The 23,376-nt window shown below is 64.1% G+C and carries 21 protein-coding genes and 1 pseudogene; 17 read left to right on the top strand and 5 right to left on the bottom strand.

Annotated features, from left to right (window positions below; genetic code table 11):
* The first annotated feature begins 84 nt into the window (after positions 1-84).
* The 3 genes from Q4610_RS01620 (at position 85) to Q4610_RS01630 (ending at position 3,972) form a co-directional block, all read left to right on the top strand.
* Positions 85-1,473, top strand: a complete 1,389-nt coding sequence (locus Q4610_RS01620) for an MFS transporter (protein WP_304534270.1) — start codon at positions 85-87, stop codon at positions 1,471-1,473.
* Positions 1,474-1,633: 160 nt separating this feature from the next.
* Positions 1,634-2,848 carry an MFS transporter gene (locus tag Q4610_RS01625; protein ID WP_304534271.1) on the top strand — a complete coding sequence of 405 codons (1,215 nt, stop codon included), beginning with the start codon at positions 1,634-1,636 and terminating at the stop codon, positions 2,846-2,848.
* A 182-nt stretch (positions 2,849-3,030) separates the two neighbouring features.
* Positions 3,031-3,972 (top strand): alpha/beta hydrolase, encoded by a 942-nt coding sequence (locus Q4610_RS01630; RefSeq protein WP_304534272.1) that lies wholly within the window; start codon positions 3,031-3,033, stop codon positions 3,970-3,972.
* Between the two features lie 135 nt (positions 3,973-4,107).
* Here the strand turns inward: Q4610_RS01630 and Q4610_RS01635 are convergent, their stop codons facing one another.
* Complete coding sequence (locus Q4610_RS01635; protein WP_304534273.1) at positions 4,108-4,752, bottom strand: TetR/AcrR family transcriptional regulator; 645 nt, start codon at positions 4,750-4,752, stop codon at positions 4,108-4,110.
* Between the two features lie 160 nt (positions 4,753-4,912).
* Between Q4610_RS01635 and Q4610_RS01640 the strand changes: the two genes are divergently transcribed.
* From Q4610_RS01640 to Q4610_RS01665, 6 genes are all read left to right on the top strand, one after another.
* Entirely contained in the window at positions 4,913-6,025 is a 1,113-nt protein-coding gene (locus Q4610_RS01640) for an LLM class flavin-dependent oxidoreductase (protein WP_304534274.1), read from the top strand.
* 54 nt (positions 6,026-6,079) lie between these two features.
* Positions 6,080-6,667 carry an NADPH-dependent FMN reductase gene (locus tag Q4610_RS01645; RefSeq protein ID WP_304534275.1) on the top strand — a complete coding sequence of 196 codons (588 nt, stop codon included), beginning with the start codon at positions 6,080-6,082 and terminating at the stop codon, positions 6,665-6,667.
* The gene (locus tag Q4610_RS01650; protein WP_304534276.1) at positions 6,664-9,048 is read left to right on the top strand and encodes a beta-glucosidase; all 2,385 of its coding nucleotides are present in this window, start codon (positions 6,664-6,666) and stop codon (positions 9,046-9,048) included. The genes Q4610_RS01645 and Q4610_RS01650 overlap by 4 nt, the downstream gene beginning before the upstream one ends.
* Positions 9,049-9,195: 147 nt before the next feature.
* A complete protein-coding gene (locus tag Q4610_RS01655) occupies positions 9,196-9,516 on the top strand; it encodes a hypothetical protein (RefSeq protein WP_304534277.1) in 321 nt (106 codons plus the stop codon).
* A gap of 30 nt (positions 9,517-9,546) precedes the next feature.
* Complete coding sequence (locus Q4610_RS01660; RefSeq protein ID WP_304534278.1) at positions 9,547-10,671, top strand: Gfo/Idh/MocA family oxidoreductase; 1,125 nt, start codon at positions 9,547-9,549, stop codon at positions 10,669-10,671.
* Position 10,672: 1 nt separating this feature from the next.
* Complete coding sequence (locus tag Q4610_RS01665) at positions 10,673-11,731, top strand: sugar phosphate isomerase/epimerase family protein (RefSeq protein WP_304534279.1); 1,059 nt, start codon at positions 10,673-10,675, stop codon at positions 11,729-11,731.
* A 108-nt stretch (positions 11,732-11,839) separates the two neighbouring features.
* Here the strand turns inward: Q4610_RS01665 and gatB are convergent, their stop codons facing one another.
* The 3 genes from gatB to gatC all read right to left on the bottom strand — a co-directional run bounded on the left by gatB (position 11,840) and on the right by gatC (position 15,274).
* Positions 11,840-13,345, bottom strand: a complete 1,506-nt coding sequence (gene gatB / locus Q4610_RS01670; protein ID WP_304534280.1) for an Asp-tRNA(Asn)/Glu-tRNA(Gln) amidotransferase subunit GatB — start codon at positions 13,343-13,345, stop codon at positions 11,840-11,842.
* Positions 13,346-13,505: 160 nt separating this feature from the next.
* The gene (gatA, locus tag Q4610_RS01675; protein ID WP_304534281.1) at positions 13,506-14,987 is read right to left on the bottom strand and encodes an Asp-tRNA(Asn)/Glu-tRNA(Gln) amidotransferase subunit GatA; all 1,482 of its coding nucleotides are present in this window, start codon (positions 14,985-14,987) and stop codon (positions 13,506-13,508) included.
* Positions 14,987-15,274: an Asp-tRNA(Asn)/Glu-tRNA(Gln) amidotransferase subunit GatC gene (gene gatC / locus Q4610_RS01680; protein WP_004211845.1), complete on the bottom strand. Its 288-nt coding sequence runs from the start codon at positions 15,272-15,274 to the stop codon at positions 14,987-14,989. The genes gatA and gatC overlap by 1 nt, the downstream gene beginning before the upstream one ends.
* A gap of 128 nt (positions 15,275-15,402) precedes the next feature.
* Here gatC and Q4610_RS01685 point away from each other — a divergent pair, with 128 nt between their 5' ends.
* Genes Q4610_RS01685 through Q4610_RS01695 form a run of 3 tightly spaced genes read left to right on the top strand, consistent with a single transcriptional unit; the run spans position 15,403 to position 17,437 of the window.
* The gene (locus Q4610_RS01685) at positions 15,403-16,524 is read left to right on the top strand and encodes a DUF3089 domain-containing protein (RefSeq protein ID WP_304534282.1); all 1,122 of its coding nucleotides are present in this window, start codon (positions 15,403-15,405) and stop codon (positions 16,522-16,524) included.
* A 39-nt stretch (positions 16,525-16,563) separates the two neighbouring features.
* Entirely contained in the window at positions 16,564-17,031 is a 468-nt protein-coding gene (ruvX, locus tag Q4610_RS01690; RefSeq protein ID WP_304534837.1) for a Holliday junction resolvase RuvX, read from the top strand.
* 1 nt (position 17,032) lies between these two features.
* Positions 17,033-17,437, top strand: a complete 405-nt coding sequence (locus Q4610_RS01695; protein ID WP_304534283.1) for a Rap1a/Tai family immunity protein — start codon at positions 17,033-17,035, stop codon at positions 17,435-17,437.
* 38 nt (positions 17,438-17,475) lie between these two features.
* Here Q4610_RS01695 and serB read toward each other — a convergent pair whose 3' ends face one another.
* Positions 17,476-18,354: a phosphoserine phosphatase SerB gene (gene serB / locus Q4610_RS01700; RefSeq protein ID WP_304534284.1), complete on the bottom strand. Its 879-nt coding sequence runs from the start codon at positions 18,352-18,354 to the stop codon at positions 17,476-17,478.
* Between serB and miaA the strand changes: the two genes are divergently transcribed.
* From miaA to ilvC, 5 genes and pseudogenes are all read left to right on the top strand, one after another.
* Complete coding sequence (gene miaA / locus Q4610_RS01705; RefSeq protein ID WP_304534285.1) at positions 18,353-19,297, top strand: tRNA (adenosine(37)-N6)-dimethylallyltransferase MiaA; 945 nt, start codon at positions 18,353-18,355, stop codon at positions 19,295-19,297. The two genes, serB and miaA, sit on opposite strands and share 2 nt — an antisense overlap.
* A gap of 99 nt (positions 19,298-19,396) precedes the next feature.
* Positions 19,397-21,148: an acetolactate synthase 3 large subunit gene (locus tag Q4610_RS01710; RefSeq protein ID WP_304534286.1), complete on the top strand. Its 1,752-nt coding sequence runs from the start codon at positions 19,397-19,399 to the stop codon at positions 21,146-21,148.
* Positions 21,149-21,158: 10 nt separating this feature from the next.
* A complete protein-coding gene (locus Q4610_RS01715; RefSeq protein WP_304534287.1) occupies positions 21,159-21,518 on the top strand; it encodes a hypothetical protein in 360 nt (119 codons plus the stop codon).
* Positions 21,518-22,033, top strand: a complete 516-nt coding sequence (gene ilvN, locus Q4610_RS01720; protein ID WP_304534288.1) for an acetolactate synthase small subunit — start codon at positions 21,518-21,520, stop codon at positions 22,031-22,033. The genes Q4610_RS01715 and ilvN overlap by 1 nt, the downstream gene beginning before the upstream one ends.
* Before the next feature lie 185 nt (positions 22,034-22,218).
* A pseudogene (gene ilvC, locus Q4610_RS01725) lies at positions 22,219-23,241 on the top strand (ketol-acid reductoisomerase); the annotation flags it as partial.
* Positions 23,242-23,376: the final 135 nt, after the last annotated feature.

Below are 23,376 nucleotides of genomic sequence, written 5' to 3' on the forward strand. Positions count from 1 at the left end.
CGCGACCGGCGCGTCCCGCTGGTTCGATACGGGGCACGCCGGTCAAAGCACTGACATGTTCGACATGATGGAGAGGAATGTGCAATGCCGTCCGTCGTTGCCAGTCACGCTATAAACCCACCCTCCGGCTATACACCTGCGGCAACCGCCCCGGTCGTGCGCCCGTGGGAAAAAATCAGCTACGGGCTGGGCGACTTCGCCTGTGGCCTCAGTTGGAACGCGGTGGGGGCCTTCCTCCTCTATTTCTATACCAATGTCGCGCTGTTGCCGGCGGCGGCCGTCGGCACCTTGTTCCTGCTGTCGCGCCTGTTCGACGCTGGCGTCGACCTGGGCGTGGGCCTGTTGGTCGATCGCACCCGGACACGCTGGGGACGTACCCGCCCCTATTTCCTGTGGACGGCGGTGCCCTTTGCCATCCTGCTGGTGCTGACCTTCACCACCATTGACGGATCGACGGGCGCAAAGCTCGCCTATGCCTATGTCACCTTCGCGCTCCTGGGCATTCTCTATTCCTTTCTCGCGGTGCCCTTTTCCGCCCTGATGCCGATGATGACGCGCGACCATGGCACGCGGATGCAACTGGGCAGTGCCCGCGCCATTGGCACGTCTGCTTCCGTCATCCTGGCCACCGCCGCGACGATGCCGCTGGTGGGGCTGCTGGGTCAGGGCAATGAACGCCTGGGCTTCGCCCTGGTCGCGGGCATCTTCGCCATCCTGACGCTGGCGGCGCTGTTCAACCTGTTCGCCAGTTGCAAGGAGCGCTATTATGACGACGCGCCGGCGGGCAGCGCGGTCCTGCCCCATGTCGGCGCGATGCTGCGCAACCGCGCATGGCTGGTGACATTCCTCTTCTGCCTGCTCAACTTCGTGCGCTTTGGCTGCGTGCTGTCCGTCACCGCCTTTTTCGCCATCGAAGTGATGCGCGCGCCCTGGATGATCGGCATCTTGCTGCCGGCCGTGTCGGGCACCCTGTTCCTCAGCGCCTTTTTCGCGCCTGCCATTTTCAAGCGCACGGGCATCCGCAGGGGCTGTATCGGCGCGCTGGTCATGGCCATCGGCCTGCATCTGGCCCTGCCCCTGGTCGAAGCGCAGCATGGCCTGTTCCTGACCCTGTTCCTGATCGCCGCGATTCTCATCAGCCTGACCATGACCGCCATTTTCACGATGGCCGCCGATGCGGTCGATTATCACCAATGGCTTTTCGGCACGCGCAACGAAGGGCTTTTGTCGTCCGGCATCAGCCTGTCCACCAAGGTCGGCATGGCGGTCGGCACGGCCGTCATCGCCTATATATTGGGCATGACCGGCTATGATCCCAAAGCGGTCACGGACGGCGCGCGGACGGCGATCCGATGGTCCTATTATGGCGGGCCGATCATGATCATGATCGCCCAGATCCTCGTCATCATGTTTTGGCCGATGGACGGTTTTCACGACAAGGTCCGGCGCGAAACCGATGTCGCCGCGGCGTGACGGCCGAACGACAGGCGTGGCCGGGGCCTGGCTTTCCGTCCCCGGACATGCCGCTGCCGAATTGACAGACCGGCAATCAAAAAATATATGAATAATGGTTCTAATTAGAAGCGACCCAGAGTCGTTCATGGCAGAGGAGCGATGGCCGGTGCGCCTTTTGATGAATTTCTTTACGCGCCTGACGCTGCGCCCTCAGGGCATCATCATCGTCGCTGCCGGCTTTCTGCCGATCTTCGCGATCGTGTCGATGTTTCCGGCCATTCCGGCCATCATCGATCATTTCGCGAGCGATCCCGACGCGCGGTGGAAAGTGCCCATGATGGTGTCCGCACCTGGACTGACCATCGCCCTGTTTGCGCCATTTGCCGGCTTTTTCGTGGATCGCTTCGGGCGACGGCCATTGCTCATCGGCGCGACATTGCTCTACGGCATCGTCGGCACCGCGCCCTTCTTCCTCGACAGCCTCAATCTGCTGATCGCCTGCCGGCTTTTGCTGGGCGTGGCGGAAGCCGCGATCCTCACGATCGTCAACACGCTGATCGCCGACTATTGGGACGATCGCGGGCGCAAGGACTGGCTGTTCCTTCAGGGCATATGCGGTCCCTTCCTGGCCACCGGCGTCATTCTTTTGTCCGGCGTCGCATCGTCCATCCGCTGGAACGGCATTTTCATGGTCTATGCCGTGGCGTTCCCGATCTTCGTCGCCATGCTCGTCTGGCTGTTCGAACCGCGCCGGGATGACGGCGCGACGGCGGCGCAGATCGCCCAGCGCGCCACGGTGGCCCGAACCCCTTTCCCGCTGGCATCGGTCGCTACGATCGGCGGCGTCACGCTGCTGGCGTCCGCGCTCTATTATGTGTTCATCATCAGCGGATCGCTCGCCTGGCGGGAGGTCGGGGTGATGGACCCCGCGCGCATCGGCCAACTGACCGCCATTCCCAGCCTTTTCGTCATGCTCGGCGCGCTGATCTTCCGCCTGATGGGGGACAAGCCGCAAAAGGTGCAGCTTGCCACCTTTTTCGGCCTGCTCGGCCTTGGCCTGACCGGCATTGGCCTCGCGCCTGACTGGCGCTGGCTGACGGCCGCGCTGATCGTGCAGCAAACGGGCGCCGGCATGGCCGTGCCCACGGTGATCGCCTGGGCGCTGTCGAAGCTGCCGTTCGAACATCGCGGACGTGGCATGGGCGTTTGGACCGCCTGCTTTTTCTTCGGCCAGTTTTCCAGCCCCTGGCTGGTGCACCAGACCGAAAATCTGGTTGGAACCATGCAGGGCGCTTTCCTTGCAGCGGGTCTGGCAGGCATTTTCACCGCCATCATCATTGGCCTGGCGCGTTTTTCACGCCCCCCGGCCTCCCCTATCGCCGTTGCGGAATAAAGCATGGCCGGCGACATCATCGATGAGAGGATGCGCGTGTCCTGCCTGCCCCTCGTGCCGACGACCAAGGCGACCCGCGAACGGCAACTGGCCGCAGGGCGGAGACGGCACGGGGTCCCGCCATGCCCCTCTCCTTCCCCGCTGCGGGCAGGCTACGCAATATAGACAAGCAGGAGGGCAAGATGATCCGACGGCACCATTACCGCGTGGCTGCGTCAGTATTTGGCTTGCTTGTGGGCATACCACAGGTCGCGGTGGCGCAGGCGACCGGGACTGCCTCACCGGCTTTCAGCTTTGCGCAGGTGCCCACCCCTCCAAAGGCTGGCGAGATTCCGTTACAAACCGGCCCGCAGGCACCGGAGATGCCGGCGGAGAACTGGTTCCGCATGAATGGCGACCTGAATGTCCGCAACGTGTCGGTCGCTACGCTGACCCCCTTCCTGCCAGACCCCGACAAGGCCACCGGCACCGCCATCATCGTTGCGCCGGGTGGCGGCTTCCTGGGCCTTGCCATGGAAACAGAGGGCTATGCCGTGGCGCGCTGGCTGGCCGATCACGGCATAGCGGCTTTTGTCCTTAAATATCGCCTTGTCCCGACGCCCGACGACTTCAACGTCTATACGCAGGAGATGAAGGACGCCATGGGCGGCAAGCCATCCGGCATGCGCCCACCGCAGGATACGCCGACCTTTTCGCGCGACGACGGGCTGGCCGCGTTGGCGCTGGTGCGCGCGCGGGCGAAGGAATGGCGGGTCGATTCTGCGCGGATCGGCATGATGGGCTTTTCTGCTGGCGCATTTACCACCATCACAGCAACACTGGCTGCCAGACCCGGCGAACGGCCCGCCTTTATCGCGCCAATCTATGGCCGGTTGACCGCACATGACGTACCCGCCGATGCACCACCCATGTTCGCGGTACTGGCGGCTGACGACCATGCCTTTGCCAACCAGGGGTTCGGGCTGATCAACGGGTGGGTGCGCGCCAAACGTCCGGTCGAATTTCATTTCTACCAGAATGGCGGCCATGGGTTCGGGCTGGGTCGCGCCGGCACGACCAGCAATGGCTGGATCGAGACGTTCATGGCGTGGCTGGCCAATAATGGATTGACGGGCAAGCACTGATACGGACGCCGCACAGTGCCGGCTCACGGCCATCATCACGATTTTTCATGGCGTTTGCGCATCAGACCTGACCAGGGAAGTGTGCTTCCTTGGGATCATGCGCTTCCACTTCCATGGCGCGGTGCGATCGCGGCGTCAGGATGGCCCCGGCGCGCGCAGGAACGCGGCGCACATGATCGCCAGATCCTCCTTGATTTCCTCCCAATTGCCCTGATGCGCCGCTTCCGGCGACGATCCAAGGCCCAGGAAGCGGGCGAGCGTATAATAGATCATCCTGAAGGCGTTGCTGACCAGTCGCGCATGATCGGGACGACCAAATTCGCTGGCATAGCGCAGCATTTGCGTCTCGGCTTGCCGCGTGAGCTTTTCGGCCGAATCCCGGCCAAGCGCCGAAATCGATTCGTCATAAATGGCACGAAACATGATTGGTCGCAGCACCGGGCTGTAGGATTTGAGCAATTCGGCATAGGCGTCGACAAAGGCGCGCGCGAAATCCTCCAGCGTTGCCGCCTGTTCGTCGATCTTTTGCATCATGCGGTCCTGGTCCGCGTCGATGCGGGCGAGCACACGAGCATGCACCGCGCGGATCAGGTCGTCCTTGCTGTCGAAGCGCAGATAGATGGACCCGATCGACACCTTGCCGACCTTGGCCACTTCGGTCAGCGTGAAATCGTCATTGCCGCCCTTCACCATCAGCTTTTCGGCGGCGGTCAACATCCGTTCATAGGAGGCCCGGCTGCGCCCCTGCTGCGGTTCGCGGCTGGCTTCGGCCGTTGTCAAAATAGAATCATTCTTCGACTTCGGTGTTGACACTCGCGACATATTGACCCTATCAATAATGAGAACATTGGTTCTAATTGAATTATATTCTGACGGCTTGGGCGCTCAAAGTAAACCAGTTGTCGGGATCGCCGCCCATGAGGCACCTGTGGAGGGGATAATGCGCTTTTCTGTTTTTCTGAATGCTCGTTCGATGGCGGCCAACGAGGATCGCAAGCTGATTCAGGATTTGACGAGCCATGCAACGATCGCCGCCGAGCTTGGCTTTGATGCCATTTTCCTCCCCGACCATCATTTCAACGGCTATATGCCGATTGCGTCGGACAGCTATATGTATGCCGCCTATCTGGCCGCGAAACTGCCACAGATGCATTTCGGCTTCTCGGTAACGTCCGTTCCGCTTCATCATCCCGTCCGTTTCGTTGAGCGCATCAATATCCTCGACCAGTTGACCGATGGCAAGCTGTTGGTTGGCGTCGGGAGCGGCACGACCCCTGAAGAAATGATCGGCTTCGGCGTCGATTATAAGGATTCGAAGGATATCTCCGAAAACAACCTGGCCATTGCAGAGCAGCTTTGGGCCAAGCAGATGGACGATCCCGCCGTTACGATCAACAATGGCCCCCATCAGGGTCGCGTGCTTCAACGCATCGCGCCTGCCGCCTATTCGCCGGGCCACGCTCGCCTGATGCCGGTGGCGATGAAGGAAGCCAGCGCCCGTCGCGCCGCCGAAAATGCCTGGCCGGCCTTCATCCCCGCCTTCACCCCGCCGCAGATCGGCGGCACCGAGCCGATGAAGCATGTGTCCAAATATTTCGGTATTTATCGCGCCCTGCTGGACGAAGCGGGCCATTCGCCCGAAACGATCGCGCGCGCGCTCGACTGGACAACCCACACCTATCAGCTTGTCCATGTTGCCGAAACGGACGAACAAGCGCGCGAGGAACTGGAAATCATCCTGCGGGCCTACCAGAACGCGATCGAGCGCGAGGCCGAATTCAACGCCCGCGCCGAAGCCGACGATTCCAATAAAAAGACCGATCAGACACCCAATGCGCTGACGGAAGACTGGATCGGCACATGGTGCCTGTACGGCTCTCCTGAAACGGTGGTCGAACATCTCAAGCCCTACCAGGCGTTGGGGATCGGCAACATCCTGTGCGGCACCACGACCGGCCCGCTGACCGAGGAACGCCTGCGCCTGGGCAATCAGACGCTGCGGCTGCTGTCGGAAAAGGTCATGCCGGCGTTCAAGGTTGCCGAACCAGCCTGAAGAGATGGGATGAGCGCGGCCCGGCAGAAGGCCGCGTTGAACAAGGAGTTTGGCATGGCTGGCACATTCCCCCCCCGCGCGCGCAAGATCGTTGGCCTGGGCGGCACATTTCGTCAGGCGTCGTCCAGCGAACGGCTGGTGCGCGCCGTGCTGGCCGAATGCGCGGGCATGGGGGCGGAGGTGATCATGTTCGATGGTCCAGCCCTGGCCCGGCTGCCCCATTTCAATCCCGAAAACCCGGTGCGCAGTGACGAAGAATCGGCCCTGGTAGAGGCGGTTCGCGGCGCCGACGGGATCGTCATCGGCAGTCCGGGCTATCATGGCGGCTATTCCGGTCTGGTCAAGAATGCGGTCGACCTGCTCGAAGACCTGCGCGGCGACGCGCGCGTCTATTTCGACGGGCGGCCGGTCGGTCTGGTCGTGACGGCCGCAGGCTGGCAAGCGTGCGGCACCACATTATCGGCGATGCGCGATGTCGTCCATGCGATGCGCGGCTGGCCCACCCCTGTCGGCGTCGCGGTCAATTCGGTGGAGCAGCGGCCGTTCGATGCGACCGGCGCGCTGGTCGACGAAGGTGTCGCCCGCGCCGTGCGATCGCAGGCCGAACAGATTATGGGTTTTTCGATGGAGCGCCCCGCATGACGAATGAACTGACGCTCGATCAGCAACTGGCGATGAGCGCCGGCGCGACGATGTGGACCACCATAGGCTATGAAGACGCCGGCATTCCTTCGCTCGCAATGGCCGATGGGCCGATGGGTATCGCCAGCGGCCGGGTGGATGAGCGGGACATAGCGCTCCTGACCCCCTGCCCCACCGCGCTCGGCGCGAGCTGGGATATCGACCTCAACCGGCGTGTCGGCGCGCTGGTCGGCGGCGAAGCGATACGCATGGGCGTGGACATGGTGCTGGCGCCCAATGTGAACCTGGCGCGCAGCCCGCTCGCAGGAAGGGCATTTGAATATTATTCCGAAGAACCCTTGCTGGCGGGCATGCTGGGTGCCGCCTGGGCGACCGGCCTGCAATCGACGGGCACGGCTTCGGTGGTCAAGCATCTGGTCTGCAACGACAGTGAAACCGACCGCGATCGCATGAATGCGGTGGTGGACGAACGCACGTTGCGTGAAATCTATCTTCTGCCGTTTGAACTATGCGCGCGGGCGGGGGTCGGTGGCATGCTGGCCGCCTATAACCGCCTCAATGGGCAATGGTGCGCTGAGCATCACCATGTCCTGACAACCATCGTCAAGGGCGAGTGGGGTTTTGACGGTGTCATCATGAGCGACTGGTTCGGCACGCATTCGACCGTCGCGACGCTGAATGCCGGCCTGGACCTGGAAATGCCCGGCCCCGCTCGCTTCTTGGGTCCAAAGGCCGCACAAGCGGTGGCGCAGGGCCATATACGCGCGGATCGGGTGCGCGACGCGGCCAACCGGGTCGCACGGGCCGCATGCCGCTTCAAGCAGCCCAGGCAAGCCACAATCACCGGGCCGGATGCCGACGCCCTGCTGGTGGAGGCTGCCGCGGCAGGCTTTGTCCTGCTCCGCAACCAGGACGGCTTTCTCCCCATCCTTCCCGGCAGGGATCGGCATATCGCGATCATCGGTCCCAATGCGGCGGCGCCCTGCTATCAGGGCGGGACATTCGCCAAGCTCGCCGTCGCGCCGGACACGATCCGTCCGCTCGAAGCGATCATGGCGCGCTATGCGGATCATGCCCGCGTCGATTATGAACCGGGCGTCGATCCGCAACCGCGCCTGCCATCCATGCCGGTCCGGCCCGCGCGGGCAATCGGCGATGGCCAAGCGACAGGCATGACGGTCGACTATTATGACGGCCAGGGTTCCGACGCGCGCCTCGTCGCCAGCGAAACGCGCGACACCAATTCGCTGGTCTGGTTCGCGGGCGTGCATGACGATGTGGCGACTTTGGGGCGCCCCGCGCGGATCGTGGCAAGCGGCGTGTTTCTGGCCGAACGGGATGGCATCCATACTTTCTACCTCGGCGCAACCGGCCCCGTGACGATGCGGGTCGATGGGCGGGACATTCTGGCGCAGCAGGAACCGATCCCGTCATCAGACGTGATGGGCAAGCTCAAGAGCGGCGAGGCGCGCAGCGTCGACCTGATGCTGGAGGCGGGCAGGCACATCGCCGTCGAAGTCGAATTCATCTATGACCCCGCCCGCGTGCATGGCCTTTGGTATGGCATCCGCCGCCCGGACACGCCCGAAGCGATGCTGGCACGGGCCGTGGCATTGGCAGGCGAGGCAGACGCGGTGATCCTGATCGTCGGCGAGACATCCGACGCCAGCGTGGAAAGCAAGGATCGCGGTCATAGCCGGCTCGCCGATGAGCAGCTTGCCCTGATCGACGCGATCACGGCGGCCAACCCGCGCACGGCGATCATCGCCAATGTCGGCCATGCCTTCGATTCCGGTTGGGAAGACAAGGCGGCCGCCCTGCTGGTCGCCTGGTATCCGGGTGAAGGCTTTGGCGCGGCGATCGCGGACGTGCTGGCGGGCGACCGTGAGCCGGGCGGCCGGATGCCCGTTTCGATCGCGCGATCGGAAGCGGACTATCCTGCTTTCGCCCTGACCCCCGATGATGACGGCGACCTTCCCTATCGGGAAGGCACAAGGCTTGGTTATCGCGGCATGGCCGATGCGCGCCATACGCTGGGCGCGGGCTTTGGCTATGCCGACATCGCGCTTGTCGCTGCATCCATCGGCCAGGACGACGATGGCGTCGTCGTTACCGCGACGGTGAAGAATCGTTCCGATCGTGCGGGCAGCGACGTGATCCAGGTCTATCGGCGCGAGCCTGAACTTGCGCTCGCGGGCTTTGGCAAAGTGCATCTTGGCCCGCATGAGCGACGCGACCTGGCCATCGTCATCCCCCGTCGTTCGCTGCAATATTGGCGCGACGGCTGGCGCGACATTGAAAATCCGCGCCTCTTTGCGGGCCGGTCGGCCAGCGACATCGCCTTTGACCTTTCCCTTCCTGTCCCGGAACATATGCTATGAGCCGAGTGACGGAGATATATTATGGTGGTCATGCCGTCCCTGACCTTGATACCGAGCGTGCATTGCATGCGGATCATCTGTGCGCCCAGGGAACTGGCGACGCTGCGGCATGGGCCATGAAGCGGCCATGTCCCTGACACACGGGGCGTGCCCGGCACCGGCTTCACGGTCAGTGGTTTCCCGGCCAGGATCAAGGGCGCGTCGGCAGGCTGGACCCGCACCCGCGCCCTGGCCGCAGGCACCATCATCGGGTCCGGCATCGGGTCCGGCATCGTCTCCAACGCCGACTACGCCACCGTTGGTTCCGCCTGCATCTCCGAACAAAGAGCCATCGAAACCATCCGGCGCGGCGCACCAAAAACACCCTTCATGCACTTTGGCGATCGAGTACAGATCGCAACAGAGTCGCCCGATCGCGCCCTGTTCGGGACGATCGACCTGCGCGTGATCCGCGCCGGACAGGCTTGAAAGAATGACGAGGAAGCCAGGAGAACAGGCATGGCAAAGCTAAGGATGGGGATGGTCGGCGGCGGGCCGGGGGCCTTCATCGGGCCGGTCCACCGCATGGCGGCTGAACTCGACGGCGACATGATACTGACCGCTGGCGCTTTCAGCAGCGATGCGACCCGCTCTTTCCAAGCCGGCGAACGCTACCGCATCGAACCGTCTCGCGCCTATGCCGATCTCGACACGATGCTGGCGCAGGAAGCGCGGCGTGCCGACGGGATCGATTTCCTGTCGGTCGTGACGCCCAACCATCTTCACCTCCCCGCCGCACGCGCCGCCATCGCGGCGGGCATTCCCGTCATGAGCGACAAGCCTGCCACGGCGACGCTGGACGAGGCGCTGGAACTGCGCCGGCTGGTGCGCGCATCCGGCCTGCCCTACGCGCTGACCTACACCTATTCGGGCTATCCGCTCGTCCGGGAGGCGCGCGCGCGCATTGCGGCGGGGGCGATCGGCAAGGTCCGCAAGATCGTGGTCGAATATCCGCAAGGCTGGCTGGCAGGGGACGCCAGCGGCAAGCAGGCGGAATGGCGCGTCGATCCCGCGCGATCGGGCCTGGGCGGGTGCATCGGCGACATTGGCGTTCATGCATTCCATCTGGCGGAGTTCGTCAGCGGGCTGTCCGTCACCGAATTGCTGGCCGATCTGGCGGCGGTGGTGCCGGGCCGGGAACTGGACGATGACTGCACCGTCCTGCTGCGGTTCGACAATGGCGCGCGCGGCGTGCTGATGGCATCGCAGATTTCGGTCGGCGAACGCAACGGCCTGCATATCCGCATCTATGGCGAAAGCGGCGGATTCGACTGGCGACAGGAAAGCCCCAATGCCCTGATCCAGCACCATGCGGACGGGCGCACCGAAATCATTCAGGCCGGCGACGCCGCCCTGGGACCGGACGCCGCCGCCGCAACGCGCACGCCGGGCGGTCATCCCGAAGGCTATATCGAAGCCTTCGCCAATCTCTATGCCGACTTCGCCCGTCTGCTGCGCGGCGAACCCGCCCCCCTGCTCCCTGGCATAGACGATGGCGTTCGCAGCATGGCCTTCATCGCTACGGCGGTCGATGCCAGCGCGCGCCAGGCCAGTTGGGTGCCCCTCCTCATCCCCGGAGAATGACATGAAGACGATCAAAGGCCCCGCCATTTTCCTGGCGCAATTTGCTGGTGACGCCGCGCCCTTCAACAGCCTGGACGCAATCGCCCGATGGGCGGCGGGCCTGGGGTACAAGGGCGTCCAGATCCCCAGTTGGGATGGGCGGCTGTTCGATCTCGCCAGGGCGGCGGACAGTCAGGATTATTGTGACGAGGTGCAGGGCACGCTGGCCGAACATGGCCTGTCGATCACGGAATTGTCGACCCATTTGCAGGGGCAGTTGGTGGCGGTCCATCCCGCGTATGACGCACAGTTTGATGCTTTCGCTGTGCCGGAAGTGCGCGGAAATCCGGCGGCGCGCCAGGCATGGGCGGTCGATCAGATGAAACTGGCCGCGCGCGCCAGCCAGCGTCTTGGCCTGACGGCCCATGCGACATTTTCGGGCGCGCTCGCCTGGCCCTATGTCTATCCATGGCCGCAACGGCCTGCCGGGCTTGTCTACGATGCCTTCGACGAACTGGCGCGGCGCTGGAAGCCGATCCTCGACATGTTCGATGACAATGGCGTCGACGCAGCCTTCGAAATTCACCCCGGCGAAGATTTGCATGATGGCGTAACGTTCGAAATGTTCCTGGATCGCGTGGGCGGCCATGCGCGCGCCAACATCCTCTACGATCCCAGCCATTATGTGCTGCAACAACTGGATTATCTCGCGTTCATCGACATTTATCACGAACGCATCAAATGCTTCCATGTGAAGGATGCCGAATTCCGTCCATCGGGCCGATCCGGGGTCTATGGCGGTTATCAGTCATGGGTCGACCGGCCGGGCCGTTTCCGTTCGCTGGGCGACGGGCAGGTGGATTTCCCGGCGATCTTCTCCAAGATGGCGCATTATGACTTCCCCGGCTGGGCCGTGCTGGAATGGGAGTGCGCGCTCAAACATCCGGCGGTCGGGGCGGCCGAGGGCGCGCCATTTATCGCGCGGCATATCATCCAGGTCACGGAACATGCCTTTGATGATTTTGCCGCCGGCAGCGCCGACCGCGCGTTGAACCGAAAGGTGATGGGGATTGGGGATTGATGGTCGTTCCGGCGCGCCAGGACGCGATGACGATAGACTGAATCGTCATCGCGCGCAGCGGACCGAAGGCGGGCATGGGTCGATCTGACGCCATCCCGCCCTGGACGATCAGCCCGCCAGCCCCTTCTTCACCAGTTCATTCACCACTTGCGGGTTGGCCTTGCCCTGCATCGCCTTCATCGTCTGGCCCACGAAGAAGCCGAACAACGCTTCCTTGCCACCGCGATATTGCTCCACCTTGTCGCCATTGTCGGCCAGCACCTTGGCCACCGCCGCCTCGATCGCGCCGGTGTCGCTGGTCTGCTTCAGGCCCTTTTCCTCGACGATCTTCGCCGGCTTGTCGCCGGTTTCCAGCATGATCTCGAACACCTGCTTGGCGATGGTGCCGCTGATCGTGCCATCGGCCACCAGCGCCAGCAGTTCCGCGCCGTCGGTCGGGCCGACCGGGCTGGTGTCCAGCGTCTTGCCCAGGCGATTGAGCGCGCCATAGAGTTCCGAAAGCAGCCAGTTGGCCGAAGCCTTGGCGACATCGCTCTCGCTCTTGCCCTGGATGCGCGCAGCCTCCGCCACCAGCGTTTCGAACCAGCGCGCGGTATCGGCGTCGGCTGTCAGCGTGGTCGCATTATAGGCGGACAGGCCCAGCGCCTGTTCGTAACGCTTGCGCTTCACGTCCGGCAATTCGGGCAGCGACGCGCGGCATTCCTCCAGAAACGCGTCGTCCAGTTCCAGCGGCAACAGGTCGGGATCGGGGAAGTAGCGATAGTCGTGCGCGTCCTCCTTCGACCGCATCGAGCGCGTTTCGTTGCGGTCGGGATCGTAGAGGCGCGTTTCCTGCACGATCTTGCCGCCCGCCTCCAGCACATCGACCTGACGGCTGGCTTCATGCTCGACCACCGCCATGACGAAGCGGACCGAGTTCACATTCTTCGTCTCGGTCCGGGTGCCAAATGCCTCGCCGGGCTTGCGGACTGACACGTTCACGTCCGCGCGCATAGAACCCTGGTCCATATTGCCGTCGCACGACCCGACATAGCGCAGGATCGTGCGCAGCTTCGAGAGATAAGCCCCGGCTTCGGCGGGCGAACGCATGTCGGGCTTCGACACGATCTCCATCAGCGCCACGCCGGAACGATTGAGGTCGACATAGCTACTGGTGGGATGCTGGTCATGCATCAGCTTGCCCGCGTCCTGCTCGACATGGATGCGCTCGACGCCGATCACCTTGGTGCTGGTATCGGGGTTCTTTTCGTCCAGCACGATCGCGATCTGCCCCTCGCCCACGATCGGGTGATAAAGCTGGCTGATCTGGTATCCCTGCGGCAAATCGGCGTAAAAATAATTTTTGCGGTCGAAGCGCGACCATTTGTTGATCTGCGCGTCGATCGCCATGCCGGTGCGCACCGCCTGGCGGATGCATTCGCGGTTGGGGACGGGCAACATGCCGGGCATCGCCGCGTCGACCAGGCTGACCTGCGTGTTCGGCTCCGCCCCGAACGCGGTGGCCGCGCCCGAAAACAGCTTGGCGTTGGTAGTGATCTGGGCATGGACTTCAAGGCCGACCACGACCTCCCACTCGCCGGTTGCGCCCTGGATGCGATAGGTTGATTCAGTCATCGCTTTTTCCGTCTGTTCGCACGCTGCTGAGCGCGCCGTTCCAGAATTTTATGTCTTTCGCGGGTCAAAGGCTGAGACTTTTCTTGCCCAAATTTTCGCCGCATTAAACCCTCGATGAATCCCTCTCCAAGTAATTGGACAAAGATTTCACCGATCCAACTCACCACCACTTATCCGGCCGCGCCACAAAGCCTGCCCGTTCCTCGATCGCCAGTCCCGCGTTCAGCACCGTCTGTTCGTCGAGCGCCTTGCCGATGATCTGGAGGCCCAGCGGCAGGCCCGCAGCGTCCAGCCCGCCCGGCACGCTCATCGCCGGCAGTCCGGCCAGCGAGGCGGGCACGGTGAACACGTCATTGAGATACATGGCCAGCGGATCGGCCTGCTTTTCGCCCAGCGTGAAGGCCGCGCTCGGCGCAGTCGGGGTCAGCAGCAGGTCGCATTGCTCGAACGCCTGTTCGAAATCGCGCGCGATCAGCGCCCGGACCTTCTGCGCCTGCGTATAATAGGCGTCGTAGAAGCCCGCCGACAGCACATAGGTGCCGATCATGATGCGGCGCTTGACCTCCGGCCCGAAACCGGCGGCGCGGGTCGCGGCATACATGTCCTGCAACCCCGCCCCATCGGGCAGGTCGCGCTGGCCATAGCGCACGCCGTCATAGCGGGCGAGGTTGGACGAGGCTTCGGCCGGGGCGATGATATAATAGGTCGGCAGCGCATATTTGGTATGCGGCAGCGACACGTCCACCACCGTTGCGCCTGCGTCCTTGAGCCAGGCGATACCCTGGTCCCACAAGGCCGCGATTTCCGCGTTCAGGCCATCGGGGCGATATTCCCTGGGAATACCGACCGTCTTGCCGCGCAGGTCGCTGGACAAGTTTGCTTCCCACTGGGGAACCGCCAGATCGAGGCTGGTCGAATCCTTCGGATCGAACCCCGCCATCACCTCCAGCAGCAACGCATTGTCGCGCACGGTGCGCGCCATCGGCCCGGCCTGATCGAGCGAGGAGGCGAAGGCGACTATGCCCCAGCGCGAACAGCGGCCATAGGTCGGCTTGATGCCGCTGATGCCGGTGAAGGCGGCGGGCTGGCGGATCGACCCGCCCGTATCAGTGCCGGTCGCCGCCGGGCAGAGCCGCGCAGCGATGGCGGAGGACGACCCGCCCGACGATCCACCGGGGGCCAGCGCGGCATTTCCGCCATCGTTACGCCGCCAGGGCGAGATCACATTGCCATAATAGCTCGTCTCGTTGGACGATCCCATGGCGAACTGGTCCAGGTTCAGCTTGCCCAGCATCCCCGCGCCCGCCGCCCACAGCTTGCCCGACACGGTCGATTCATAGGTCGGCACGAAGCCTTCCAGCATATGGCTTGCGGCCGTGGTCTGAACGCCCTGTGTGCAGAACAGGTCTTTCATGCCGATCGGCACGCCCGACAAGGGCTTGAGATCGCCCGCGGCGCGCGCGGCGTCGGCCGCGTCGGCCGCTGCCAGCGCGCTGTCCGGCGTTTCCACGATGAAGGCGTTGAGCGCCTTGGCCGTCGCGACATTGGCGTTGAACGCGCTCGCCACTTCGCGCGCCGAAAAATCGCCCGCGCGGAAGCCGTCGCGGATTTCCGCGACCGTCAGATCAGTAATATCGGTCATTATTCGATCACCTTGGGCACGGCAAAAAAGCCATGTTCGGCCTGCGGCGCATTGGCCAGCACCTTGTCGCGGACATTGCCGTCGGTGACGACATCGTCGCGCAGGCGCTGATGATTGGGGATCACGGCGGTCATCGGCTGCACGCCGGTCACGTCCACCTCGCCCAGTTGCTCCACCCAGCCAAGGATGTTGTTGAGTTCGGGCACCATGGCCTCGGCTTCTGCATCCGTCACCGAAATGCGCGAGAGGCTGGCGATCTTTTTCACGGTCTGAAGGTCTATCGACATGGGGCCGCCGCTACCACCCGCGCCCGTCCGCTTCAAGCGGCTTTAGCACCGCTTGCGCGCGCCCGTTCCTTGCGCCAGACATAGGCGCGAAGGGGGCGACATGCCCTTGCTGGTCGGAGAGCTTCACGGTGGCGCGCAAATTCCTCTATGTCATTGCCGCGCTGGTGGTGCTGGTGATCGCCGCGCTGCTGGCCTATCGCGTGTGGGGCACCCAGTTGATCCGCAGCGTGATGGTGCCAAAGGCCGCGTTCGAGGACCTGCAACCGCTGCCCGACGATGCCTATGTCGATGCGGCGATGTGGATCGCCCGCCCCGACATCGTGAAGGACAATCCCGCGCTCTGGACGCCGCAGGGCGTCGCCGCCCCGGCCGCGACGGCGAAGAAGGCGGCAATATTCTTCATCCACCCGACCAGCTATATCACCACCTTCGGCGATGCATCCTGGAACGCGCCGCTGGCGAACAAGGACGCCAATGCCACCGCCCAGCGCTTCGTGATGACGCAGGCCAGCGCCTTTAACGGTGTCGGCACGATCTGGGCGCCGCGCTATCGTCAGGCCAATTATGGCGCCTTCCTGACCGAAGGGCCGGAGGGCGACAAGGCGCTTGCCGCCGCCTATCGCGACGTGGCGCAGGCGTTCGCCGCCTTCCTGAAGGCCAATCCGCAAGGGCCGCTGATCCTGGCCGCGCACAGCCAGGGGTCGCGCCACCTGCTGCAACTGCTGCGCGAACAGGTGGCGGGCAAGCCGGTCGCCGACCGCATCGTCGCCGCCTATGTCGTGGGCTGGCCGGTGTCGGTGGAGGCGGACCTGCCCGCGCTCGGCCTGCCCGCCTGCGCGGGGCAGGGCCAGGCGCATTGCATCGTCAGTTGGCAAAGCTATGCCGAACCGGCCGACCCGTCCGCCGTGATCGACAGTTTCGAGCGCAAGAACGGCTATACCGGCAAGCCCCGCAAGGGCACGCACATGCTCTGCACCAACCCGATCACCGGCGCGTTCAACGGCGCCGCCCCGGCCAGCGCGAACAAGGGCACGCTCGACACGCGCGACGCGGGCCAGCCGCCCAGGCTGCTCACCGGCATCGTCCCCGCCCGCTGCGACACCAGCGGCGTGCTGATGATCGGGGAGCCGGTGGACATGGGGCCCTTCACCCTGCCCGGCAACAATTACCACGTCTATGACTATAGCCTGTTCTGGGGCAATGTCCGGGCCGATGCGCAGAAACGGCTGGCCGCCTTCACGCAGAAGTGACTCTGCGCGCAAGACGTGGCAGGGCGCATGGCCATGAAACTGGTAACAACGGATCGCGTCGCCTTTCGTCAGGCGCTGCCGCAGGGCGGGCGGCTGATCGGCATGGATGTCGGGACCAAGACGATCGGCCTGGCGCTGTGCGACGCCGCCTGGACGATCGCCAGCCCCGCCTACACGGTGACGCGCGGCAAATTCGCCAAGGACAAGATCGGCCTGGCCGCCTTCATCGAACAGCAGCAGGTCAAGGGCATCGTCATCGGCCTGCCGCTCAACCTCGACGGCACCGGATCGCCGCGCAGCCAGTCCAGCCGCGCCTTTGCCCATAATGTCGCGGATCTGGGCTGTCCCGTGCTGCTGTGGGACGAACGCTGGTCGACCCAGGCCGTGACCCGCACCCTGCTGGAAGCCGACGCCAGCCGCGCCCGCCGCGACGAACTGGTGGACAAGCTGGCCGCGAGTTATATCCTGCAAGGCGCAATCGACGGGCTGGTGGCGGGAATGGAGTGACATGACCAAGCAGACCCGCCACCTGATTTTCGCTGCAACGCTTGCCGCTGCCCTTGCGCCGGCCGTCGCTCATGCCGGTTTCTACAGCGGCGACGAATTATATGCGGTCTGCACCACCGACAAGGACGACAAGACCTTCTTCGAGAAAAGCTATGAATGTGTCGGCTATATCAGCGGCGCGGTCGATGCGTTCAACACGACGCGGGAAGCGAACAAGCTGAAAAGCTGCATCCCTGCCGACGTGACGATCAGCCAGTTGCGCAAGGCCACGGTCGACTATCTGGGCAAAAACCCCAAAGACCGCGCCAAGTCAGCCTCGTCCCAGGTCTTTGCCGCGACCCGCAAGGCGTGGCCATGCCCGGCGGGCAAGCCGGCGACGAAGAAGGCCGGCCGAAAAAAGCGGTAAGACGGCGCGCCGCGACCGTGCCGGTCAGCGCCCCGCCGTCATGCGCCCACCCATTGCGCCGACGGGATGCCCTGGGCGTAGAGCAGCACCGACAGGTCGCCATGGACGATTTCGGCGGCGGCGGCGGCGCGCGTCACCGGCTTGGCGTGATAGGCGACGCCCAGCCCCGCCCCCTGGATCATCGGAATGTCGTTGGCGCCATCGCCGACCGCCAGCGTCAGCGCGCGGTCGATGCCGCCCGCGATCGCGGCTTCCAGTTCGGTCCGCTTGCGCGACGCATCGACGATCGGCCTGGTCACGGTGCCCAGCAGCGCGCCGTCGGCAATTTCCAGCACATTGGCGACGTTCGCGTCGAAACCGATCTCCGCCGCCACTGGCCCGGTGAAGCGGGTGAAGCCGCCCGACACCAGCAGGGTCCGTGCGCCCCGCGCCTTCATCGTGCGGACCAGCGCCTTGGCCCCGCCCATGATGACGACCCGCTCCTCCCGGCACTGGTCGATGGCACTGTCAGGCAGCCCTTTCAGCAGCGCGACGCGGCCATGCAACGCCCCTTCGAAATCCAGTTCGCCGCGCATCGCCCGTTCGGTGATCTCGGCGATCTGCGGCTTGATCCCGGCATAGTCGGCCAGTTCGTCGATACATTCGACCGTGATCATGGTCGAATCCATGTCGGCGATCAGCAGCTTCTTTTCCCGGCGCAGGCTGGGCTGGACGATCACGTCCACGCGCTCGCCCAGTCCGGTCAGCGCCGCACGGGCGGCGGCCGGATCGACGGCGAAGAACAGGTCGGCGGCCTTGCCCATGTCCAGCCACGCGACATCGCCCGGCTGGCAACCGGCGTCGCGCAGCCGATCGGCAGCTTGCGCAATATCCCCCTGCCCGATTCGATCACTTGCCACTAAGGTCGCGACGAACATGCACACTCCTGAAACGATAGAGGGCGAATCCCGCCCGCGCGTCGCGCTTATTGCCGGGCCGACCGCCAGCGGCAAGAGCGCGCTCGCCATTGCGCTGGCCAGGGCGACCGGCGGCATCGTCATCAATGCCGACGCCAGCCAAGTCTATGCCGACCTCGCCATCCTGTCCGCAAGACCATCACCGGCGGAAATGGGCGATGTTCCCCATCGCCTGTTCGGCCATATCGACGGGGCGCAGGCCTGCACCGCCCCGCGCTGGGCGGGGCAAGCGAAGGCGGAGATCGCCGCCGCCCATGCGGCCGGCCGCCTGCCGGTGCTGGTCGGCGGCACCGGCCTTTATATCCGCACCCTGCTGGACGGCATCGCCCCGGTGCCGGAGATCGACCCGGACATTCGCGCCACGGTGCGGGCGCTGCCGGTGGCGCAGGCGCATGAGGCGCTGCGACGGGAAGACCCCGAAGCCGCCGCCCGGCTCGCGCCCGCCGACACCACTCGCGTCGCCCGCGCGCTGGAGGTGGTGCGATCGACCGGCCGGTCGCTCAAGGCATGGCAGCAGCATAAGGCCGGGGGCATCGCCGACGCCATCACCCTGTCCCCGATGATCCTGCGCCCGCCGCGCGACTGGCTGATCGAACGGTGCGACCGGCGCTTTATCCAGATGATGGACGGCGGCGCGGTCGCGGAAGTGGCCGCCCTGCTGGCCCGCAATCTTCATCCCGACCTGCCGGTGATGCGGGCGATCGGCGTGCCGGACATCGCCGCCCTGCTTGAAGGTGACAGCGACTGGAACACCTGTATCGAAAAGGGCAGCCTGGCCACCCGCCAATATGCCAAAAGACAATATACCTGGTTCACCAACCAGCCACCGCCCACCTGGCCGCGTGAAGAGCGTGCATTAGATGATAAAATTATCGCCGAATTGGTAATTAAATTACAACAATAGGGGTTGACCTGCCATTTTATGTCCACTAGAGGCGGGCACCTTGCCATCCCGACCGCTTCGGCGCAAAGGAGCCGGCCCGCATCAACGAAGGAGCATATCGTGGCCGAAAAGAGCGGCGCGGACATATTGGTTCAATGCCTGGTCGATCTGGGCGTCGAAGTCGTGTTCGGCTATCCGGGCGGCGCCGTGCTGCCCATCTATGACGCGCTCTATAACCACCCCACGATCCGTCATGTGCTCGTCCGCCATGAACAGGGCGCGACCCATATGGCGGAAGGCTATGCCCGTTCGACCGGCAAGCCCGGCGTCGTGCTCGTCACCTCCGGCCCCGGCGCGACCAACGCCGTCACCGGCATAACCGACGCGCTGATGGATTCGATCCCCATGATCGTCATCACCGGGCAGGTGCCCACGCAACTGATCGGCACCGACGCCTTTCAGGAAGCCGACACGATCGGCATCACGCGCCACTGCACCAAGCATAATTATCTGGTGAAGGATCCCGGCAAGCTGGCCGGCATCATTCATGAAGCGTTCCATATCGCCACCACCGGCCGCCCCGGCCCGGTCGTCATCGACATTCCCAAAAATGTCCAGATCGCGACCGCGCCCTATGCCCGGCCGGAATTCAAGGTCCACGCCAGCTATCATCCCCAGACCAGGGCGGACGCCGCGACGATCGACGCCGCGGTCGAGATGCTGGCGGCGGCGGAACGCCCGGTCTTTTACACCGGCGGCGGCGTCATCAACTCTGGCCCGCAGGCCAGCGCATTGCTGCGCGAACTCGCCGCGCTGACCGGCGCGCCCGTCACCTCGACCCTGATGGGCCTGGGCGCCTTCCCCGCGTCGTCCGACCAGTGGCTGGGCATGCTGGGGATGCACGGCACCTATGAAGCCAACTGGGCGATGAACCAGGCGGACCTGATCCTGTGCGTGGGCGCCCGTTTCGACGACCGCGTCACCGGGCGGCTGGATGCCTTCGCGCCGAACAGCAAGAAGATCCATATCGATATCGACCGCAGCTCGATCAACAAGATCGTCGATGTCGACGTTGCCATCGTCGCCGATGTCGCGAGCGCGCTGGACGATATCATCGCGCTCTGGAAACAGCGCGATCATCGCCACGCCGACCTGGCCGAATGGTGGGCGCGGATCGCCGGCTGGCGCGCGAAAAAGTCGCTCGACTATGCCGAAAACGGTGTCGAGATCATGCCCCAGCGCGCGATCGCGGACCTGTACAAGGCATGCAACGCGACCGGCAAGGATGTCATCATCACCACCGAAGTGGGCCAGCACCAGATGTGGGCGGCCCAGCATTTCGGGTTCGAAGCCCCCAATAAATGGCTGACCTCCGGCGGGCTGGGCACGATGGGCTATGGCTTTCCGGCCGCGATCGGCGCGCAGATGGGCAATCCCGACAGCGTCACCATCTGCATCGCGGGCGACGCATCGATCCAGATGAACATTCAGGAAATGGGAACCGCCAGCCAGTATCGCCTGCCGGTCAAGATCTTCATCCTGAACAATGAATATATGGGCATGGTTCGCCAGTGGCAGGAACTGACCTATGAAAGCCGCTATTCCAACAGCTATTCCGACAGCCTGCCCGACTTCGTGAAGTTGGGCGAAGCCTATGGCTGGACCGGCATCCGCATCGAAGGGCCTCAGGAACTGGAGGCCGGCATCCGCCAGATGCTGGACACCGACGGTCCGGTGATCGTCGATTGCCGCGTGGCGAAACTCAGCAACTGCTTCCCGATGATCCCGTCGGGCGCGGCCCATACCGACATGCTGCTCGATCCGAATCAGATCGCAGGGGTCATGTCGGACGAAGCGAAGGCGCTGGTGTAAAGGTGCGGGCGTGACGCAACATCTGAAGCTGCGCATCCATGTGACGGAGCCATGGGATTTCGAACGGAGCGCGGGCACGGCCGAACTCCACGGCTGGACGATCGATCATGCCAACCCGGACAATGAGGAATGGGAAGTCCATCTGGACGAGGGGTTCGAATTTCACGAGCGGCATATCGGCACGCTGCTGGCCGGTCCCCGCTATGTGGGCGAACATCTGTCGCGCATGTTCGATGTGGTGACGGGCTTTCCGGTCCGCCTTGCCCACCGGCAGGATGGCAGTTGGCACTATGCCTTCACCGCGATGATTTCGCAGCGCCATGGCACACAGGATGGCGATGCAGCTACGGATAACGGGACAAGCATCTGATGCATATTCAGGAAGAATTGAGCCAGCGGCATGTCCTGTCGCTGACCGTTTCCAACGAAGCGGGCATTTTGGCGCGGATCGCGGGCCTGTTCACGGCGCGCGGCTATAATATCGACAGCCTGACCGTGGCGGACATCACGCAGGACCATGGCGTCAGCCGCATCACCATCGTCACCAACGGCCCGCCCAAGGTGATCGACCAGATCATCGCCCAGCTCGACCGGCTGGTGCCGGTGCACAAGGTCACGGACCTGACCGAATCCGGTCCGTTCGTGGAGCGCGAACTGGCGCTGGTGAAGGTCGCGGGCACAGGCGAGGACCGGATCGAGGCATTGCGCCTGGCTGATGTGTTCCGCGCCAAGGTGGTCGACACGACGATCGAAAGCTTCATCTTCGAAATTACCGGCACGACCGAGAAGATCGACAATTTCGTGGGGCTGATGCGCCAGATCGGCCTGGTCGAAGTCGGTCGCACCGGCGTCGTCGGGCTGATCCGGGGCAAGGAGGCGAACTGATTTACACCCCTCTCCCCGGCGGGGAGAGGGAGGGGCCCGCCGCGCAGCGGTGGGAGGGTGAGGGCCTGCGAAGTGTCCAAACGCCCGGTGGTTCACCCTCACCAACTTCGACTAGGGCCTGATGGCCCAAGTCTTCGTATCCTCTCCCTCCAGGGAGAGGGTCAGGATATGAAAAGGGAAATTGGGACATGAAGGTTTATTACGATCGTGACGCGGACATCGGCCTGATCAAGGGCAAGAAGGTCGCCATATTGGGCTATGGCTCGCAGGGCCATGCCCATGCGCAGAATCTGCGCGACAGCGGCGTCGCCGAAGTCGCCATCGCGCTGCGCGCCGGTTCGCCGAGCGCCAAGAAGGCGGAAGGCGCAGGCTTCAAGGTGCTGCCGAACGCCGAAGCCGCCGCATGGGCCGACGTGTTCATGATCCTGGCCCCCGACGAGCATCAGGCGGCGATCTATGCCGACGACATTCACGCCAACCTGCGCCCCGGCGCGGCGCTGGCCTTCGCCCATGGCCTCAACGTCCATTTCGGCCTGATCGAACCGCGCAAGGACGTGGACGTGATCATGATCGCGCCCAAGGGGCCGGGCCACACCGTGCGCGGCGAATATGTGAAGGGCGGCGGCGTGCCCTGCCTGATCGCGATCCATCAGGACGCGACCGGCAACGCGCATGACATCGCCCTCTCCTATGCCAGCGGCGTGGGCGGCGGTCGCAGCGGCATCATCGAAACCAACTTCCGCGAGGAATGCGAAACCGACCTGTTCGGTGAGCAGGCCGTGCTGTGCGGCGGCGCCACCGCGCTGGTTCAGGCCGGTTTCGAAACGCTGGTCGAGGCCGGTTATGCGCCGGAAATGGCCTATTTCGAATGCCTGCACGAACTCAAGCTGATCGTCGACCTGATGTATGAAGGCGGCATCGCCAACATGCGCTACTCCATCTCGAACACCGCCGAATATGGCGATATCAAGACCGGGCCGCGCATCATCACCGAAGAAACCAAGAAGGAAATGAAGCGCGTGCTGGCCGATATCCAGTCGGGCCGCTTCGTCAAGGACTTCGTCCTCGACAACCGCGCCGGCCAGCCGGAACTGAAAGCCAGCCGCATCGCCGCCCAGCGCCACCCGATCGAGGAAACCGGCGCCAAGCTGCGCGCCATGATGCCCTGGATCAGCGCCAACAAGCTGGTGGACCAGGACAAGAACTGACGGCCACAAAATAGCCCCTCCCTTTTAAGGGAGGGGAGCAGACAGCCCAACCGGAACGATCCGTTTCCGCTTACGGCTCTGGCGCAATCGAGGGGCGTAGCTTATTCAGGCTGCGCCCCTTGAGCGTTTCGGAGA

It is taken from the genome of Sphingobium cyanobacteriorum (assembly GCF_030580935.1).
GTDB classification, from domain to species: domain Bacteria; phylum Pseudomonadota; class Alphaproteobacteria; order Sphingomonadales; family Sphingomonadaceae; genus Sphingobium; species Sphingobium cyanobacteriorum.

Coding starts and splice junctions, on each gene's coding strand:
- Q4610_RS01620 (WP_304534270.1), top strand. CDS start 85: ATGCCGTCCGTCGTTGCCAGTCACGCTATAAACCCACCCTCCGGCTAT.
- Q4610_RS01625 (WP_304534271.1), top strand. CDS start 1,634: ATGAATTTCTTTACGCGCCTGACGCTGCGCCCTCAGGGCATCATCATC.
- Q4610_RS01630 (WP_304534272.1), top strand. CDS start 3,031: ATGATCCGACGGCACCATTACCGCGTGGCTGCGTCAGTATTTGGCTTG.
- Q4610_RS01640 (WP_304534274.1), top strand. CDS start 4,913: ATGCGCTTTTCTGTTTTTCTGAATGCTCGTTCGATGGCGGCCAACGAG.
- Q4610_RS01645 (WP_304534275.1), top strand. CDS start 6,080: ATGGCTGGCACATTCCCCCCCCGCGCGCGCAAGATCGTTGGCCTGGGC.
- Q4610_RS01650 (WP_304534276.1), top strand. CDS start 6,664: ATGACGAATGAACTGACGCTCGATCAGCAACTGGCGATGAGCGCCGGC.
- Q4610_RS01660 (WP_304534278.1), top strand. CDS start 9,547: ATGGCAAAGCTAAGGATGGGGATGGTCGGCGGCGGGCCGGGGGCCTTC.
- Q4610_RS01665 (WP_304534279.1), top strand. CDS start 10,673: ATGAAGACGATCAAAGGCCCCGCCATTTTCCTGGCGCAATTTGCTGGT.
- gatB (WP_304534280.1), bottom strand. CDS start 13,345: ATGACTGAATCAACCTATCGCATCCAGGGCGCAACCGGCGAGTGGGAG.
- gatA (WP_304534281.1), bottom strand. CDS start 14,987: ATGACCGATATTACTGATCTGACGGTCGCGGAAATCCGCGACGGCTTC.
- gatC (WP_004211845.1), bottom strand. CDS start 15,274: ATGTCGATAGACCTTCAGACCGTGAAAAAGATCGCCAGCCTCTCGCGC.
- Q4610_RS01695 (WP_304534283.1), top strand. CDS start 17,033: ATGACCAAGCAGACCCGCCACCTGATTTTCGCTGCAACGCTTGCCGCT.
- miaA (WP_304534285.1), top strand. CDS start 18,353: ATGCACACTCCTGAAACGATAGAGGGCGAATCCCGCCCGCGCGTCGCG.
- serB (WP_304534284.1), bottom strand. CDS start 18,354: ATGTTCGTCGCGACCTTAGTGGCAAGTGATCGAATCGGGCAGGGGGAT.
- ilvN (WP_304534288.1), top strand. CDS start 21,518: ATGCATATTCAGGAAGAATTGAGCCAGCGGCATGTCCTGTCGCTGACC.